This window comes from Streptomyces sp. NPDC030798 (genome assembly GCF_055572275.1).
Genome location: NZ_JBVIDR010000012.1, coordinates 178,651 through 194,167 on the forward strand (window position 1 = coordinate 178,651; position 15,517 = coordinate 194,167).

At 72.9% G+C, this 15,517-nt stretch carries 15 protein-coding genes; 7 read left to right on the forward strand and 8 right to left on the reverse strand.

Going from position 1 to position 15,517, the window contains the following annotated elements:
* Positions 1-33: 33 nt before the first annotated feature.
* The 6 genes from ACZ404_RS26650 to ACZ404_RS26675 all read left to right on the forward strand — a co-directional run bounded on the left by ACZ404_RS26650 (position 34) and on the right by ACZ404_RS26675 (position 4,908).
* Positions 34-1,071 carry an energy-coupling factor ABC transporter permease gene (locus ACZ404_RS26650; protein ID WP_468444062.1) on the forward strand — a complete coding sequence of 346 codons (1,038 nt, stop codon included), beginning with the start codon at positions 34-36 and terminating at the stop codon, positions 1,069-1,071.
* A gap of 1 nt (position 1,072) precedes the next feature.
* A complete protein-coding gene (gene cbiQ / locus ACZ404_RS26655; RefSeq protein WP_468444064.1) occupies positions 1,073-1,870 on the forward strand; it encodes a cobalt ECF transporter T component CbiQ in 798 nt (265 codons plus the stop codon).
* Entirely contained in the window at positions 1,858-2,616 is a 759-nt protein-coding gene (locus ACZ404_RS26660) for an energy-coupling factor ABC transporter ATP-binding protein (RefSeq protein ID WP_468444066.1), read from the forward strand. Before cbiQ ends, ACZ404_RS26660 begins: the two co-directional genes overlap by 13 nt.
* A complete protein-coding gene (locus ACZ404_RS26665) occupies positions 2,613-3,080 on the forward strand; it encodes a MarR family winged helix-turn-helix transcriptional regulator (RefSeq protein WP_468444068.1) in 468 nt (155 codons plus the stop codon). The genes ACZ404_RS26660 and ACZ404_RS26665 overlap by 4 nt, the downstream gene beginning before the upstream one ends.
* 105 nt (positions 3,081-3,185) lie before the next feature.
* Positions 3,186-3,656 (forward strand): organic hydroperoxide resistance protein, encoded by a 471-nt coding sequence (locus ACZ404_RS26670; protein WP_468444070.1) that lies wholly within the window; start codon positions 3,186-3,188, stop codon positions 3,654-3,656.
* Positions 3,657-3,729: 73 nt separating this feature from the next.
* Positions 3,730-4,908 (forward strand): serine hydrolase domain-containing protein, encoded by a 1,179-nt coding sequence (locus ACZ404_RS26675; RefSeq protein WP_468444072.1) that lies wholly within the window; start codon positions 3,730-3,732, stop codon positions 4,906-4,908.
* 570 nt (positions 4,909-5,478) lie between these two features.
* On the opposite strand, the gene ACZ404_RS26680 is transcribed toward ACZ404_RS26675, so the two are convergent.
* The 7 genes from ACZ404_RS26680 to ACZ404_RS26710 all read right to left on the reverse strand — a co-directional run bounded on the left by ACZ404_RS26680 (position 5,479) and on the right by ACZ404_RS26710 (position 11,661).
* The gene (locus ACZ404_RS26680; protein ID WP_468444074.1) at positions 5,479-5,754 is read right to left on the reverse strand and encodes a DUF1876 domain-containing protein; all 276 of its coding nucleotides are present in this window, start codon (positions 5,752-5,754) and stop codon (positions 5,479-5,481) included.
* 73 nt (positions 5,755-5,827) lie between these two features.
* A complete protein-coding gene (locus tag ACZ404_RS26685) occupies positions 5,828-6,718 on the reverse strand; it encodes an NAD(P)-dependent oxidoreductase (protein ID WP_468444076.1) in 891 nt (296 codons plus the stop codon).
* A gap of 42 nt (positions 6,719-6,760) precedes the next feature.
* Positions 6,761-7,609, reverse strand: a complete 849-nt coding sequence (locus ACZ404_RS26690) for an EamA family transporter (protein WP_468444078.1) — start codon at positions 7,607-7,609, stop codon at positions 6,761-6,763.
* Positions 7,606-8,118: a YbaK/EbsC family protein gene (locus tag ACZ404_RS26695; RefSeq protein WP_468444080.1), complete on the reverse strand. Its 513-nt coding sequence runs from the start codon at positions 8,116-8,118 to the stop codon at positions 7,606-7,608. The genes ACZ404_RS26690 and ACZ404_RS26695 overlap by 4 nt, the downstream gene beginning before the upstream one ends.
* A gap of 48 nt (positions 8,119-8,166) precedes the next feature.
* Positions 8,167-8,550 (reverse strand): hypothetical protein, encoded by a 384-nt coding sequence (locus ACZ404_RS26700; RefSeq protein WP_468444082.1) that lies wholly within the window; start codon positions 8,548-8,550, stop codon positions 8,167-8,169.
* Between the two features lie 177 nt (positions 8,551-8,727).
* Positions 8,728-10,947, reverse strand: a complete 2,220-nt coding sequence (locus ACZ404_RS26705) for an MMPL family transporter (protein ID WP_468444084.1) — start codon at positions 10,945-10,947, stop codon at positions 8,728-8,730.
* A gap of 114 nt (positions 10,948-11,061) precedes the next feature.
* Positions 11,062-11,661 carry a TetR/AcrR family transcriptional regulator gene (locus ACZ404_RS26710; protein ID WP_468444086.1) on the reverse strand — a complete coding sequence of 200 codons (600 nt, stop codon included), beginning with the start codon at positions 11,659-11,661 and terminating at the stop codon, positions 11,062-11,064.
* 180 nt (positions 11,662-11,841) lie between these two features.
* Here ACZ404_RS26710 and ACZ404_RS26715 point away from each other — a divergent pair, with 180 nt between their 5' ends.
* Positions 11,842-15,108, forward strand: coding sequence for a S41 family peptidase (locus tag ACZ404_RS26715; RefSeq protein WP_468444088.1), 3,267 nt, complete (start codon positions 11,842-11,844; stop codon positions 15,106-15,108).
* 159 nt (positions 15,109-15,267) lie between these two features.
* Here ACZ404_RS26715 and ACZ404_RS26720 read toward each other — a convergent pair whose 3' ends face one another.
* Positions 15,268-15,504 (reverse strand): hypothetical protein, encoded by a 237-nt coding sequence (locus ACZ404_RS26720; RefSeq protein WP_468444090.1) that lies wholly within the window; start codon positions 15,502-15,504, stop codon positions 15,268-15,270.
* Positions 15,505-15,517 lie beyond the last annotated feature (13 nt).

Here is a 15,517-nt window from a genome sequence, read left to right on the forward strand (position 1 = left end):
AAAGCGTTTGCAACAAGCCTCTAAAATCGTACGGTGCATGTACCTGACGGATTCATCGACACCCCGACCTCCGCGGTCACCGGAGTCGTCGCCGCCGGCGCCCTCGCGGTGAGCCTGCGCGGCGCCCGCCGCGAACTCGACGAGCGCACGGCACCCCTGGCCGGACTGGTCGCGGCGTTCATCTTCGCCGTGCAGATGCTGAACTTCCCCGTGGCGGCCGGTACCAGCGGCCATCTGCTGGGCGGCGCGCTGGCCGCGATACTCGTCGGTCCCTGCACCGGCGTGCTCTGCGTGTCGGTCGTGCTGCTGATGCAGGGCGTGCTGTTCGCGGACGGCGGGCTGACCGCGCTCGGCGTGAACATCACCGACATGGCGATCGTCACGACGGTCGTGTCGTACGCCGTCTTCCGCGCGCTGCTCGCCGTGCTGCCCCGCGGGCGGCGCTCGGTCACCGTCGCCTCCTTCGTCGCGGCGCTGGTGTCGGTGCCGGCCGCCGCCGTCGCCTTCACGCTCATCTACGCCGTCGGCGGCACCACGGACGTGGCCATCGGCAAGGTGGCCACCGCGATGATCGGCGTCCATGTGCTCATCGGCATCGGCGAGGCCGCGATCACCGCGCTGACGGTCGGCGCCGTCATCGCCGTACGCCCGGATCTCGTGCACGGCGCGCGCGGCCTGGGGCAGCGGCTGAAGCTGCGGGTCGACGGCGAGCTGGTGGACGCGCCCGCCGCGGCGCCCGCGCCGGCCGCCGCCCGCACCTCGCGGCGCACGCTGTGGATCACCGGCCTGGTGACGTCCCTGGTGCTCGCCGGGTTCGTCAGCTTCTACGCCTCCGCCAGCCCCGACGGCCTGGAGAAGGTCGCCCACGACAAGGGCATCGACCAGAAGGCCGAGCAGCACGCGGCCGCCGGCTCCCCGCTCGCCGACTACGGCGTGAAGGACGTCGCGAACGCCCGCCTCTCCGGCGGCCTCGCCGGCGTGATCGGCGTCGGCGTGACCGTCGTCGCGGGCAGCACGGTCTTCTGGGTGGTGCGCCGGCGCCGGACGAGCGAACCGGCCGAGGCGGCCTGAGATGGGGGCAGATGGGGGTACCTCCCGCGCGAGCGCATTCGAGCGTGGGGGAGCGCACCGGCTGTACCGGCACGGGCACTCGCCCGTGCACGCCCTGCCGCCGCACACCAAACTGGCCGCCGTGTTCGCCTTCGTGGTGGTCGTGGTGTCGACTCCCCGGGAGGCGATGTGGGCGTTCGCGCTGTACGCGGTGCTGCTCGCGTCGGTGGCGCACCTCGCGCGCGTGCCCGCCGGGTTCCTGCTCAAGCGGCTGCTGATCGAGGTGCCGTTCGTGGCGTTCGCGGTGCTCATGCCGTTCGTGGCGGAGGGCGAGCGCGTGCACGTGCTCGGGCTGTCGCTGAGCGTCGGCGGCCTGTGGGGCGCCTGGAACGTGCTGGCCAAGGGCACCCTGGGCGTCGCCGCCTCCGTGCTGCTGGCCGCCACCACCGAGCTGCGCGAACTGCTGCTGGGGCTGCAGCGGTTGAGGCTGCCGCCGCTGCTGGTGCAGATCGCCTCCTTCATGATCCGCTACGGCGACGTCATCACCGACGAGATGCGCCGGATGCGGATCGCCCGCGAGTCCCGCGGCTTCGAGGCGCGGGGCGTACGGCACTGGGGGGTGCTCGCCAAGTCCGCCGGGGCCCTGTTCATCCGCTCCTACGAGCGCGGGGAGCGCGTGCACCTGGCCATGGTGAGCCGGGGGTACGCCGGTTCGATGCCGGTGATCGACGAGGTGACCGCGTCCCGGGCGCAGTGGTCGTACGCCCTCGCCCTCCCCTGCGCCGCCCTCGTCGTCCGTCTGCTGGGATGGGTGCTGTGACAGCTTCTCTTCAGGTCTCCGGTCTCGCCTTCGCCTACCCCGACGGCCACCAGGCCCTGTTCGGTGTGGACTTCACCATCGGGCGCGGCGAACGGGTCGCGCTGCTCGGGCCGAACGGCGCCGGCAAGACCACCCTGGTGCTGCATCTCAACGGCATCCTGGGCGGCGGCACCGGCACGGTGACCGTGGCCGGGCTGCCGGTCGGCAAGCGGCACATGGCCGAGATCCGGCAGAAGGTGGGCATCGTCTTCCAGGATCCGGACGACCAGCTCTTCATGCCGACCGTGCGCGAGGACGTGGCGTTCGGGCCGGCGGCGGCCGGCATCAAGGGGGCCGCGCTGCAGGAGCGGGTGGCCACCGCGCTGGAGCGGGTCGGCATGCAGGACTTCGCCGACCGGCCGCCGCACCACCTGTCCTTCGGGCAGCGGCGCCGGGTCGCCGTCGCGACCGTACTGGCGATGGAGCCGGAGATCCTGGTCCTGGACGAGCCGTCGTCCAACCTGGACCCGGCCTCCCGGCGCGAACTGGCCGACATCCTGCGTTCGTTGGACGTGACGGTCCTCATGGTCACGCACGACCTGCCGTACGCGCTGGAGCTGTGCCCGCGCAGCCTGGTCCTCAGTGACGGCGTGATCGCGGCGGACGGCCCGACCGGGGAGCTGCTCGGCGACGACGAGCTGATGCGGGCCCATCGGCTGGAGCTGCCGTTCGGTTTCGACCCGAAGTCCGTGACAATGGGCGCGTGACGAACGAGGACCGCGCCGCCCCGGGCTCGCTGCTGCTGGACGACCAGCTCTGCTTCGCGCTGTACGCCGCCCAGCGCGCCGTGACGGCCGCCTACCGTCCACTCCTCGAGGAACTGGGGCTCACCTACCCGCAGTACCTGGTGCTGCTGGTGCTGTGGGAGCGCGGTGAGACCAGCGTGAAGGAGCTGGCGGGCGCGCTGCGCCTGGACTACGGCACCGTCTCGCCGCTGCTGAAGCGGCTGGAGGCGGCGGGGCTGGTGCGCAGGGAGCGCGCGGCCGGCGACGAGCGCTCGGTGCTCGTCGCGTGCACCGGCAGCGGGGAGCAGCTCAGGGAGCGCGCGGCGCGCGTGCCCGGCGCGCTGCTCTCGGCCACGGGGCTCGACGCCGAGGAGATCGCGCGATTGCGCGAGGAGCTGTGGAGGCTCGCGGAACGGGCGGACGGGGCGGCTCGGCCGCGCCGCTGATCACAGGTCACCCACATTTCGCCGTTCGGTGCGGACAACTGACCTACCGGCCAGTACCTTGTGCACGATGTACTTGCGCACACTTGTTCCACGGGGAGGCCACCCATGACCGACGGCACCTCAGCCGACACCGCTGTCGACGCCCCTGTCGACAGCCGTCCGACGAAGATCGTGTACGTGGCCGAGGCCACCGCCCACGGCGGCCGCGACGGGCATGTGACCAGCCAGGACGGCCAGATCGGGCTGAAGGTGGCGATGCCGCCGGCGCTGGGCGGGGACGGCAACGGCACCAATCCCGAGCAGTTGTTCGCGGCCGGGTACAGCTCGTGCTTCCACAACGCGCTGATCCTGGTCGGCAAGCGCGCGGGCTACGACCTGACCGGCTCCACGGTGGCCGCGAAGGTCGGCATCGGCCCCAACAAGCACCGCGGGTACGGCCTCGCGGTCGCGCTCAGCGTCTCGCTGCCCGTGCTGGACCGGGAGATCGCCGGGAAGCTGGTCGACGCGGCGCACGAGGTGTGCCCGTACTCGAACGCCACCCGCGGCAACATCGACGTAACGATTCTGCTGGGCTGATCCCACCGAGGAATCGCAGGCGGCGGGCCGGTGTTGCACCGACTGTCGCAGGCGATCGGAAGGGACGGCGGACGTGGACGTGAACGGCACTGTGGCCGAGGGCTTCGAGCCGGTCAGGAAGGCGTTCACCGCGAACTTCGCCCTGCTCGGGGAGCGGGGCGCGGCGCTCGCCGTGTACCGGCACGGACACCGGGTCGTCGACCTGTGGGCGGGGACGAAGGACGTCGACGGCACGGCCCCCTGGGAGCCCGGCACGGCCCAGATCGTGCGCTCGGCGACCAAGGGCGTCGTCTCGGCGGCCCTCCTGCTGCTGCACCAGCGCGGCGAACTGGACCTGGACGCGCCCGTCGGCGCCTACTGGCCGGAGTACAAGGCGGCCGGCAAGGAGCGCACCCTCGTACGGCACCTGCTGGGCCACCGCGCGGGCGTGCCGGTGCTGGACCGCCCGCTGACTCCCGAGGAGGCCGCCGACCCCGACCTCGGTGCGGCGGCCGTCGCCGCGCAGGCACCGGTGTGGGAGCCCGGCACGGACCACGGCTACCACGCGCAGACCTTCAGCTGGCTCACCGGGGAACTCGTCCGGCGCGTCACCGGGCGGCCGGTGGGTGAGTGGATCGCCGAGGAGATCGCCGCCCCCGTCGGCGCCGATCTGTGGCTCGGCCTGCCGGAGACGGAGCAGGCCCGCGTGGGCCGCGTCGGCCCCGTCGAGGCGCCGGGGGCGGCGGGGGCGGCCGGCGGGCTGAAGCTCCGCCCCAAGCGGGCGGTCTCCGAGGCCTACGCCGACCCGGACTCGCTCACCCGCCGCGCCTTCGCCGCGATCACCCCGCTCCCGGACGAGAACGACCCCGCCTACCGGGCGGCCGCCCTGCCCGCCTCCAACGGCATCGCCACCGCCGACGGCCTGGCCCGCTTCTACGCGGCGCTGATCGGCGAGGTGGAGGGCGGCACGCGGCTGTTCACCCCGGCGACCATGGAGCTGGCCCGCGCCGAGCAGTCCTCCGGCCCGGACCGGGTCCTGGTGGTCGGCACCCGGTTCGGCGCCGGCTACATGCTGCACGGCAGCGCGTCCCCACTGCTCTCCCCCGGCTCCTTCGGCCACCCGGGCCGCGGCGGCGCCCTCGCGTTCGCCGACCCGGAGTCGGGCATCGCCTTCGGCTACGTCACCAACGGCTTCCACAAGAGCGTGACGGCAGATCCGAGGGCCCAGGCACTGACACGAGCGGTGCGCTCGGCGCTGGGGCACCAGGCCTGACGCGGGACGCCCGGCACTCGGCTGAGGGCAGGGCACCCGGCGCTCGCCCACCCGGCGCGACGCAGGTCGCTCGCCGCTCGGGCACCTGGCCTGACGCGGGACGCCCGGCACCCAACCCGAGCGGGGCGCCCGGCACTCGGCACTCGGCTCAGGGCAGGGCGCCCAGCGCTCGCACACCCGGCCCGACGCAGGTCGCTCGCCGCTCGGGCACCCGGCCTGACGCGGGGCGCTCGGCGCCCAACCCGAGCGCCGCCTGGCGCTCGCACACCCCCGCCCGGCACCCTCTGCTCGCCGCTAGGACACCCGGCCTGACGCGGTGCGCTCACCGCTAGGACACCCAGCCCGACACCCTCTGCTCACCGCAAGGACACCCAGCCCGACGCGGTGCGCTCACCGCAACGACACCCAGCCCGGCACCCTCTGCTCGCCGCTAGGACACCCGGCCCGATGCGGTGCGCTCACCGCAAGGGCACCCGGCCCGATGCCGTCGGCTTGCCGCTGGAACGTCCGGTGGGGCGCTCGAGCCTCGGCCGAGGGCCGACCGCGGAGGCCGGGTGCCGAGCCGGGTTCTCATACGTGGATCGGGTGCGACGTGCGGCCGGACTCCGAGTCGATCTCGCCGTGCGCCTTCGTCAGCAGCTGCATCGCCAGTTCGTTCAGGGCGCGGGCACCCGCTATCTCCTCGCCGACCCGGGGCTGGTTGGAGTCGACGCGGTGCCGGGTGGCGTGGCCGTGGGCCCGGACCTCCGTGCCGTCGGGCAAGCGCACCAGGGCCGCCGCGCGCGTGTGCTGATCGTCCTCCTGGAACTCCAGCTCGACGTGCCATCCCACAGCGGTGTGCATCATGTCGACCACCTCCGAATCACTGATTCCAGAGTGCTCCCGGGCGCGCGGATCGTCACGTCGGCGAACGCGTCCCTCAGCCACCGCTCTTCTCGTCGAAGCTCGCGAAGTAGGCGGCGGCCATGTCCTCGTCGGCGTGCCCCTGGGCCGCGGCGCGGGCGAAGCGCTCGGCGGTGGCGGCGGCCACGTCGAGCCGTACGCCGGCGCGCTCGCCCGCCGCCACGATCAGCCGCGCGTCCTTCTCGGCGGTGGCCACGGCGAACGACGGCGGGGTCAGCCGCCCGTCCAGCACCAGCGCGGACTTGGCCCGCAGGTACCCCATGTCGAGCGGGCCGCCCTCGATGAGGCCGAAGAAGCTCTGCGGATCGACGTCGAGCCCCCGGGCGAGGGCCAGCACCTCGCCGGCCGCCGCGGTGGCCGCGAGGACCCAGCTGTTGGCGACCAGCTTCAGCCGGCTCGCACTGCCCGCGCCGCCGTCGTCCCCGGTCCACACGGTCCGGGCGCCGACCGCGTCGAAGACGGGCGCGACCGTCTCCCGGCCCTCCTCGGGCCCGGCGGCCAGCACGGTCAGCTGACCGGCCTCGGCGGGCTGGCGGGTGCCGAGGACGGGGGCGTCGTAGAAGACGAGACCGTGCTCACGGGCGAAGGAGCCCAGGTCGGCGACGAGTTCGGTCCCGGCGGTGGTGCACTGCGCCCACACGGCCCCCGAGCGCAGGCCGGGCGCGGCCTCGCGCATGACGTCCAGGACGGTGTTGCCGTCGTACAGCATGGTCAGCACGACGTCGGCGCCCTCGACGGCCTCGGCCGGGGTGTCGCTGACGCGGGCGCCGTCCGCGGCGAGCGGTTCCGCCTTCTCGCGGGTGCGGTTCCACACGCGGACGGCGAGCCCGGCCCGGCACAGGTTGCGCGCCATGGCGGCGCCCATGATGCCGGTGCCCAGAACGGTGACGGTCGGCTGCTCGGTCATTGACGGCTCCCTCGTACGGCAGGTGACGTTGCTGTCATCCTGCTACCCGGTGTGCAGCATCAGCCCGATTCCCACGACCACCAGACCGGCCGCCGCGATCCTGGGTGCCCCGAAACGCTCCTTGAAGAACACGGCGCCGATGGCCGCTCCGACCAGGATCGAGGACTCCCGCAGGGCGGCGATGGGTGCGAGGTCGGCGCGGGTCTGCGCCCACAGGACGAGGCCGTAGGCGGCGACGGACAGCGCGGAGCCGAGGAGCCCGAGCGGGGCGAAGGGGCGCAGGACGCGCACCGTCTCGCGCCGCCACCGGCAACAGACGGCGTACGCGGGAATCGTCAGCCCCTGCAGCACCATCAGCCAGGCGGTGTACCCGAGCGCGGAGCCGGAGGCGCGGACGCCGAGCCCGTCGACGACGGTGTAGGAGGCGATCGACAGCCCGGTCGCCAGCGCCGCCCCGATCGCCGTCCAGTCGGGCCGCCGCCCGCGCAGCCCCCACAGCGCGACCCCGGTCAGGCCGGCGCAGGACAGGGCGACTCCGGCGGCGGCCCAGCCGTCGGGCACCTCATGCGCGAAGAGGGCCGCGAACACGGTGACGACCAGCGGGGCACTGCCGCGGGCGATCGGATAGGCCTGCCCGAAGTCACCGAGCCGGAACGAGGTCATCAGCAGGACGACGTACACGAGGTGGATGACCGCCGAGCCCAGCAGGTACGGCCAGGCGCCGGCGGCCGGCAACGGCGCGAACGGCGCCAGGAGCAGTCCGATCAGCACCCCGCCGGCGAGGATCAGGGTGAAGCCGACCAGCTTGTCGGTGATGCGGTGGGCGATGGCGTTCCAGCTCGCGTGGGTGACCGCGGCGAGCAGTACCGCCGCCGTGACCAGCGGCGTCACGCGGTCCGCTCGCGGACGTCCACGAGCGTGGCGCCGGCGTGGGCGACCAGGTCCTGCGGCCCGATGGGGAAGACGGCGTGGGGTGTCCCGGCGGCCGCCCACACCACGTCGTGCGCGAGCAGCGAGCGGTCGGCGAGGACGCGGGTGCGGGTGCGGTGCCCGAAGGGCGGCACGCCGCCGATGGCGTACCCGGTGGTCTCGCGGACGATCCCGGCGTCGGCCCGGGTCACCTTCCCGGCCCCCAGCTCCGCCCGCACCCGCTCCACGTCGACCCGCGAAGCACCGTCCATCAGCACCAGCACCGGTACCCCGTCGGCGGCGAAGACCAGCGACTTGCAGATCCGGCTCAGCTCGCACCCGATCGCGGCGGCGGCCTCGGCGGCGGTCCGGGCGCTCTCCGGGAACCGCCGGGTACGGGCCAGCACCTCCTCGAGCCCCAGCGCCCGCAGGGCCTCGGCGAACCGGGGATGCGCCCCGAACTCTTCCACGTCAGTGGCGGCTGTCGTCATGAAGGGCACGCTAGCGGTGGCTGTACGGTGCACGCGACCGGGTTGTTCTCAGCCCACCTGGACCCAGCTCCACACCGTGAGACCGGCCGGTACCGGGCAGGCCAGGGCCCCGAGCAGGAGCACACGGACCGGCGGGGTGAGGCGGCGGACGCCGGGGGCGAAGGCCAGCGCCGTCAGGGCGCCGCCGGCAGCGGCGACGACCAGGGCGTACGGCAGCGCGAAGGCGCCGATCTCGGTCAGGGACCCGCCGACCGCCAGGCCCCACACCAACGTCATGGCCACGAGGAACCCCAGCCAGGCGAGCGAGGCGAAGGTGAGCGTCCAGAGCAGGGCGGCCACCAGGGTGACCAGGGGCTGGTCCCGGCGCTGGTCCCGGCGCGACGCCGGGAGCTGCCAGGGGCCGTGCGGGGACGAGGGGGTCTGGGGGTTCACCGGCGGATCCTTCCGTGCCATTCGTGAGGGACGGGAACGATCCTGCGGGGCGGGGCGGTGCCCCGGCATGGGCGCGGATACTCATCCGTCCCCGCTTCCCTGCCTACGGCGAGCGGGCAGAAGGAGAAGCCGGTGAGGGGGCCCGTGCCTACGGGTCCCCTCACCGGCCGGTGTGCGTCAGGCGCGTACCAGTTCCCGTTCCTCGTCGGGGTCGGTGTCCCTGCGGTCCTCGGCGGCGCGCAGGCCCTCGCCCTCGACGTCGACGTTGGGCAGGAGGCGGTCGAGCCACTTCGGGAGCCACCAGGCGCGCTTGCCGAGCAGGGCGAGCACCGCCGGGACGATGGTCATGCGGACGACGAACGCGTCGAAGAGGACGGCGACCGCGAGGCCGAAGCCGATCATCTTGACCATGGACTCGCTGGAGCCCATGAACCCGGAGAAGACGGCGATCATGATGACGGCGGCGGCGGTGACCACGCGGGCGCCGTGCCGGAAGCCGGTGACGACCGCCTGGCCGGGCTTCTCGCCGTGGACGTACGCCTCGCGCATCCGGGTCACGAGGAACACCTCGTAGTCCATCGCGAGTCCGAAGACGACGCCCACCATGAAGATCGGCATCATCGACATGACGGGCCCGGTCTGCTCGACGTTCATCAGGCCGGACAGCCAGCCCCACTGGAAGACCGCGACCACGGCGCCGAGGGCCGCCAGCACGCTGAGCAGGAAGCCCAGCGCCGCCTTCAGCGGGACGAGGATCGAGCGGAAGACCACGATGAGCAGCAGGAAGGCCAGGCCCACGACCAGCGCGAGGTAGGGCACCAGGGCGTCGTTGAGCTTCTGCGAGACGTCGATGTTCATCGCCGTCGAGCCGGTGACCAGCACCCTGGCGTCGGTGGTGGCGGTGATGCCCGCGCCCTTGCCGCGGATGGCGTGGACCAGGTCCTCGGTGCGGGTGGAGGACGGCTTGGAGTCGGGGACGACGGTGATCGTCGCGGTGTCGCCCGCCTTGTTGGGCGTGGCCGGGGTGACCGTGACGACGTCCTTCAGGCCCTTGATCTCGTCGCCGACCTTGGTGAAGGCCGCCTTGGGGTGGGCGCTGTCCTTGGCGTCGACGACCACCATCAGGGGACCGTTGAAGCCGGGCCCGAAGCCTTCGGACAGCAGGTCGTAGGCGCGGCGCTGGGTGGTGGAGACGGGCTGGGAGCCGTCGTCCGGCAGACCCAGCTCCAGGGAGCCGGCCGGGACGGCCGCCGCGCCGAGGCCGATCACGCCCAGCAGCAGCACCGCCACCGGCCGGCGGACCACGAAGCTCGCCCAGCGGGTGCCCATGTTGGGCCGGTCCGCCTTCTTGCGCGCCCGGCCGCCACCGAGCAGCTTGCTCTTCTCACCGGCCGGCCTGATCCTGCGCCCGGCGTAGCCGAGGAGGGCCGGGACGAGGGTGAGGGCGATGAGGACCGCGACGGCGACCGTTCCGGCGGCCGCGACGCCCATCTTGGTCAGCATCGGGATGTTGACGACCGACAGGCCGACCAGGGCGATGACGACGGTGAGGCCGGCGAAGACCACCGCAGAGCCCGCCGTGCCGACGGCCCGCCCGGCCGCCTCCTCGCGCTCACGGCCCTCGGCGAGCTCCGAGCGGTAGCGGGAGACGATGAAGAGGGCGTAGTCGATGCCGACGGCGAGGCCGATCATCGAGGCCAGGGTGGAGGTCGTGGTGCCCAGGTCCAGAGCGCTGGCCAGCGCGGTGATGGTGGAGACGCCGATGCCGACGCCGATGACGGCGGTGAGCAGCGGGAACCCGGCGGCGAGCAGCGAGCCGAAGGTGATGACGAGGACCACCGCGGCGACCGCGAGGCCGATGATCTCGCTGGAGCCGGTCTCGGGGGTGGCGTTCAGCGCGTCACCGCCGACCTCGACGGTGAGCCCGGCGTCCCGCGCGTCCTGCGCGGCCTCCTTCAGCGCGTCGCGGGAGGAGTCCTCGAGCTCCATGCCGGAGACCTTGTACTTCACCGAGGCGTAGGCGATGGTGCCGTCCTTGCTGACGGCGTGCCCGGTGTAGGGGTCGGCGACGGTGGCGACCTCGGAGCCGGTCTTCAGCTCCTGGACGGTGTGCCGGACGGTCTTCTTGTTGTGCTTGTCGGTCATCTTCTCGCCGCTCGGCGCCTTGAAGACGACGCGGGCGGTCGCGCCGTCGGCACTCATGCCGGGGAAGCGCTGTTCCAGCAGGTCGAAGGCCTTCTGGGCCTCGGTGCCGGGGACGGAGAAGGACGAGTTGCCGGCGGGCGGCGCGGAGGCGGCGCCCACCCCGGCGAGGGTGAGCAGCGCGACCCATATCAGGGCGACGAAGTGCCGGCGCCGGAAGGCGAGACGGCCGAGTCGATGGAGGAACGTGGCCATGGAGGCGTACTCCCGGTCAGGTCGTGGGGTTCATCTGGGCAGGGGTGATCAGCCCGACGACGTGAGCGGGACGTCAGGTGGTGGGCTTGCTGGGGAAAGGGATCAGAAAACGGGTCAGGCGGCCGGAACGCCGAGGGCGGGGAGGACCACGGCGTCGATGTACGACCGCAGGAACGCCTGGGTCGGCGGTTGGGCGTCGATGATCGCGCGCGTGGCGAACGCGCCGATCATCATGTGCACCACGAACTGCAGCGCCGGGTTGCCGGGGTCGACCTCACCGCGGTCGACGGCCCGCTGCAGCACCCGGCCGAACTCGGCCATCTCGGGCTCGATGAGCTGCTCCCGGAACGCCTGGTGGAGGTCCGGGTTGGTGTGCATCGCCATGGCCAGACCGCGCATCAGGGCGTTGTTCTGCTCCATGGCGCAGTCGTCCTCGCGGGTGACGAGGGCGTGGAAGTCGCCCCGCAGCGACCCGGTGTCGACGTCGGCGATGCTGCCCGGCTTGCTGTGCCGGATCGCCCTGGCCACCAGCTCGGCCTTGCCGCCCCACTGGCGGTAGAGGGTGGCCTTGCTGGACCGGGTGCGGGCGGCGACGGCGTCCATGGTGAGGGCGTCGTAGCCGACTTCGCGGAGCAGGTCGAGCACGGCCTCGTACAACTCGGCCTCGCGTGCGGGTGTGATCCGACTGCGACGCGCGGTGGCGACCTCAGTCATGCCTCTCACCTTCCCTGTGCGGCTGCCCGCTCCGAACGACACGGTTTCGTATCTGCTTCCTGCATGACGAATGTACCGCAACACTCATCGAAACGAAACGGTTTCGTACGTGGGCTGGCTCACGTCTGCCGCTTTCCCCACAAGTTGCTGTGCTTTCTCCCGCGGAAAAGCATGGGGAGGGTGAGCTATCTGCGTCTTCCCCACCTCAACGGCGACCTGCTGTGCTTCGTGACCGAGGACGACCTGTGGCTGGCCCCCCTCGACGCCCCGGGCCGCGCCTGGCGGCTCACCGTGGACCGCACCAAGGCCGGCCACCCCCGCTTCTCCCCCGACGGCAGCCGCATCGCCTACACGTCGTGGCGCAGCCTCGTGCCCGAGATCCACCTCGTCGGCACCGACGGCGGGCCCGCACGCCAGCTGACCTACTGGGGCAGCCCGGACACCCAGGTGTGCGGCTGGAGCCCGGACGGCGACATCCTCGCCGTCGCCTCCCACGGCGAGCCCTTCTCCTACTTCACCTGGGCCTACAAGGTGGGCACGGACGGCGACCCGGGGCGCAAGCTGCCCTGGGGGCCGGTCTCCGACCTCCAGGTCGCCGACGTCGACGGGCAGCACATGACCCTGCTGCTCACCGGCACCCCGCCGCACGAACCGGCCTCCTGGAAGCGTTACCGGGGCGGCGCCACGGGCCGGCTGTGGCTGCACGGGCAGCGGCTGCTGCCGGACATCGGCGGACATCTGGCCTGCCCCATGTTCGTCGGCGGCCGGATCGCCTTCCTCTCCGACCACGAGGGCGTCGGCAACCTCTACTCCTGCGCCCACGACGGCTCCGACCTGCGCCGCCACACCGACCACGACGCCTTCTACGCCCGGCACGCCGCCAGCGACGGCACGCGGGTGGTCTACCAGTGCGCGGGCGACCTGTGGCTGGTGGACGACCTCGCCGCCGGTGCCGAACCGCGCCGGCTCGACATCCGGCTGAGCGGCCCGCGCGCGGGGCGCCGCCGCTACCAGGTGCCGGCCGCCCAGCACGTGGACGGCATCTCCGTGGACGAGACCGGGCGGGCCAGCGCCGTCGTCGTACGCGGCAGCCTGTACTGGCTCACGCACCGCGACGGCCCGGCCCGCACCATCACGGACACGCCCGGCGTCCGGGTCCGGCTGCCGGAGATGCTCGGCTCGTCCGGGCAGGTGGCGTACGTGACGGACGCCGAGGGCGAGGACGCCCTGGAGATCGTCCGGCTGCCGCGCGCCAGCGGGGAGCGGACCACGCGCCGCCTGGCCTCCGGGCAGGTGGGGCGGGTGCTGGAGATGGTGGCCGACCCGCAGGGCGAACGGGTGGCCGTGGCCTCGCACGACGGGCGGCTGCTGCTGGTCGACGTCGCCGAGGAGGAGGCCGGCGAGGGCTCCGGGAGCGGCGACGGTGCGGCGGTCACGGAGCTGGTCCGCTCCGTCAACGGCCCCGTCCGCGACCTGGCCTTCTCCCCGGACGGCTCCTGGATCACCTGGTCCCACCCGGGCATCGGCCGCTCCCTGCGGCAGATCAAGCTGGCCCGCATCAAGGACCGGCTGGTCGTGGACGTCACCAACGGCCGCTTCGAGGACGAGAACCCCGTCTTCACCCGGGACGGCCGCTACCTGGCCTTCCTGTCCTGGCGCGGCTTCGACCCGGTCTACGACGTCCACACCGGCGACCTGTCCTTCCCGCTGGGCTGCCGCCCGTACCTGGTCCCGCTGTCCTCGGCGACCCCCTCGCCCTTCGCCCTGAACCCCGAAGGGCGCCCCGCCGCCGGCGGGCTGGACCCGCTGGAGGACGAGGAGACCGGCGAGCACGGCACGGTCACCGTGGAGGTGGAGGGACTGGAGAACCGGGTGACGCCGTTCCCGGTCGTCGCCTCCAAGTACTCGGCGCTGTGCCCCGTCGCCGGCGGCGGACTGGTGTGGCTGCGCTGGCCCATCTCCGGCGCGCTCGGCGAGACCTTCGCCAACCCGGCCGACATCAGCGGCCGGCCGACGCTGGAGTACTTCACCATCGCCAAGGCGAAGAAGTCCGAACTGGTCGATCACCTCGACTGGTTCGCGGTCAGCGGCGACGGGACCCGGCTGGTGGTGGTCGACGAGGGCGACCTGCGGGCGGTGCCGTCGACCGAGTCCGGCGACGCCGACACCACCGTCTGGATCGACCTGCGCCGCATCCTGCACCAGGTGGATCCGGGCGCCGAGTGGCGCCAGTCGTACGACGAGGCCGGCCGGCTCATCCGCGCCTACTTCTGGGACCCGGGCATGTGCGGCATCGACTGGGACGCGGTCCTCGACCAGTACCGGCCGCTGGTCGAACGCGTCGCCTCCCCCGACGAGTTCGCCGACCTGCTGCGCGAGGTCCTCGGCGAGCTGGGCACCTCGCACGCCTACGTCACCGCCGCCCGCCGCAACGAGGGGCCGCCCCACTACCAGCGCTGGCAGGGCCTGCTCGGCGCCAACTTCGTCCAGCGGGAAGGAGGCTGGGCCGTCAGGCGCATCCTGCCCGGCGACTCCTCCGACTCCAAGGCCCGCTCGCCGCTGGCCGGCACGGGCATCCGCGAGGGCGCCGTCCTGACCCACGTGGACGGCCGTCCCGTCGACCCCGTCGCCGGACCCTATCCGCTGCTCGCCGGCTCGGGCGGTACGACGACGGAGCTGACGTTCACTCCGCCGCCGGGCGAGCCGGGGCGGGCCCGGCGGGTCGCCGTCGTCCCGCTGATCGACGAGCGGCCGCTGCGCTACCAGGACTGGGTGGCCAAACGCCGGGCCGTCGTCCGGGAGTTCAGCGGCGGCAAGTGCGGCTATCTGCACATCCCCGACATGGGCGGCTCGGGCTGGGCGCAGTTCAACCGGGACCTGCGCATGGAGATGTCCCGGCCCGCGCTGATCGTGGACGTGCGCGGCAACGCGGGCGGGCACATCAGCGAGCTCGTCATCGAGAAGCTGACCCGGACGATCCTCGGCTGGGACCTGACCCGCAACGCCCAGCCGGTGTCGTACACCTCGAACGCGCCCCGGGGCCCGGTGGTGGCCCTGGCGGACGAGGCGACCTCCTCCGACGGCGACATGATCACCGCCGCCTTCAAGCTCCTGAAGCTGGGCCCGGTGGTCGGCCAGCGCACCTGGGGCGGCGTCGTCGGCATGACCGGCCGCCACCGCCTCGGCGACGGCACGGTCATCACGGTGCCGATGAACGCGGCCTGGTTCGACGCCTACGGCTGGTCCGTGGAGAACCACGGCGTGGCCCCCGACCTCGAGATCCTCCGCACCCCCCTGGACTGGGCGGAGGGACGCCACGCCCAGTTGACCGACGCGGTGGAACTGGCCCTCGGTCTCCTGGAGTCCAGCCCCGCGGCGTCTCCCCCCGGCTACAGCGACGTCCCGGACCGCTCCCGCCCGAAGCTGCCACCAAGGGCAACTTCATAAGAGGGACGCGGATACAAGGGGCGCGGGGAACTGCGCGCCCAGCCCCCACGGCCCGCAGCGAAAAGACAACGCGACGCACCCCGCACAACAACGCAGGGTGCCCTCCGGAAACAACCGAAGGGCACCCCGCATCACATCGGCCGAGGCCGAGCGCAGCGACTAGGCGTCGTAGTCCTGGTCGAAGCGGTCCTCCATCTCCTGCTCCGTGTCCTCGATGTCACGGAAGTTCTGGCGGCCCCGCTCGGGCGGCTGCTGACCCTGCCGGCCCTGCTGACCCTGACCGTGCTGACCCGGCTGGCCCGGCTGCTGGCCGCGCTGACCGGTCCGCTCACGGGCCTGGCCCATCTTCTGCTCGGCCTGGTTCTGCCATTCGTTGGACTTGTCCTTCATACCCATGTGGGTTCACTCC

Excerpts from the sequence above, each read along its gene's own strand:
- cbiQ (WP_468444064.1), top strand. The coding sequence starts at position 1,073 with ATGGGGGCAGATGGGGGTACCTCCCGCGCGAGCGCATTCGAGCGTGGG.
- ACZ404_RS26660 (WP_468444066.1), top strand. The coding sequence starts at position 1,858 with ATGGGTGCTGTGACAGCTTCTCTTCAGGTCTCCGGTCTCGCCTTCGCC.
- ACZ404_RS26670 (WP_468444070.1), top strand. The coding sequence starts at position 3,186 with ATGACCGACGGCACCTCAGCCGACACCGCTGTCGACGCCCCTGTCGAC.
- ACZ404_RS26680 (WP_468444074.1), bottom strand. The coding sequence starts at position 5,754 with ATGATGCACACCGCTGTGGGATGGCACGTCGAGCTGGAGTTCCAGGAG.
- ACZ404_RS26685 (WP_468444076.1), bottom strand. The coding sequence starts at position 6,718 with ATGACCGAGCAGCCGACCGTCACCGTTCTGGGCACCGGCATCATGGGC.
- ACZ404_RS26695 (WP_468444080.1), bottom strand. The coding sequence starts at position 8,118 with ATGACGACAGCCGCCACTGACGTGGAAGAGTTCGGGGCGCATCCCCGG.
- ACZ404_RS26705 (WP_468444084.1), bottom strand. The coding sequence starts at position 10,947 with ATGGCCACGTTCCTCCATCGACTCGGCCGTCTCGCCTTCCGGCGCCGG.
- ACZ404_RS26710 (WP_468444086.1), bottom strand. The coding sequence starts at position 11,661 with ATGACTGAGGTCGCCACCGCGCGTCGCAGTCGGATCACACCCGCACGC.
- ACZ404_RS26720 (WP_468444090.1), bottom strand. The coding sequence starts at position 15,504 with ATGGGTATGAAGGACAAGTCCAACGAATGGCAGAACCAGGCCGAGCAG.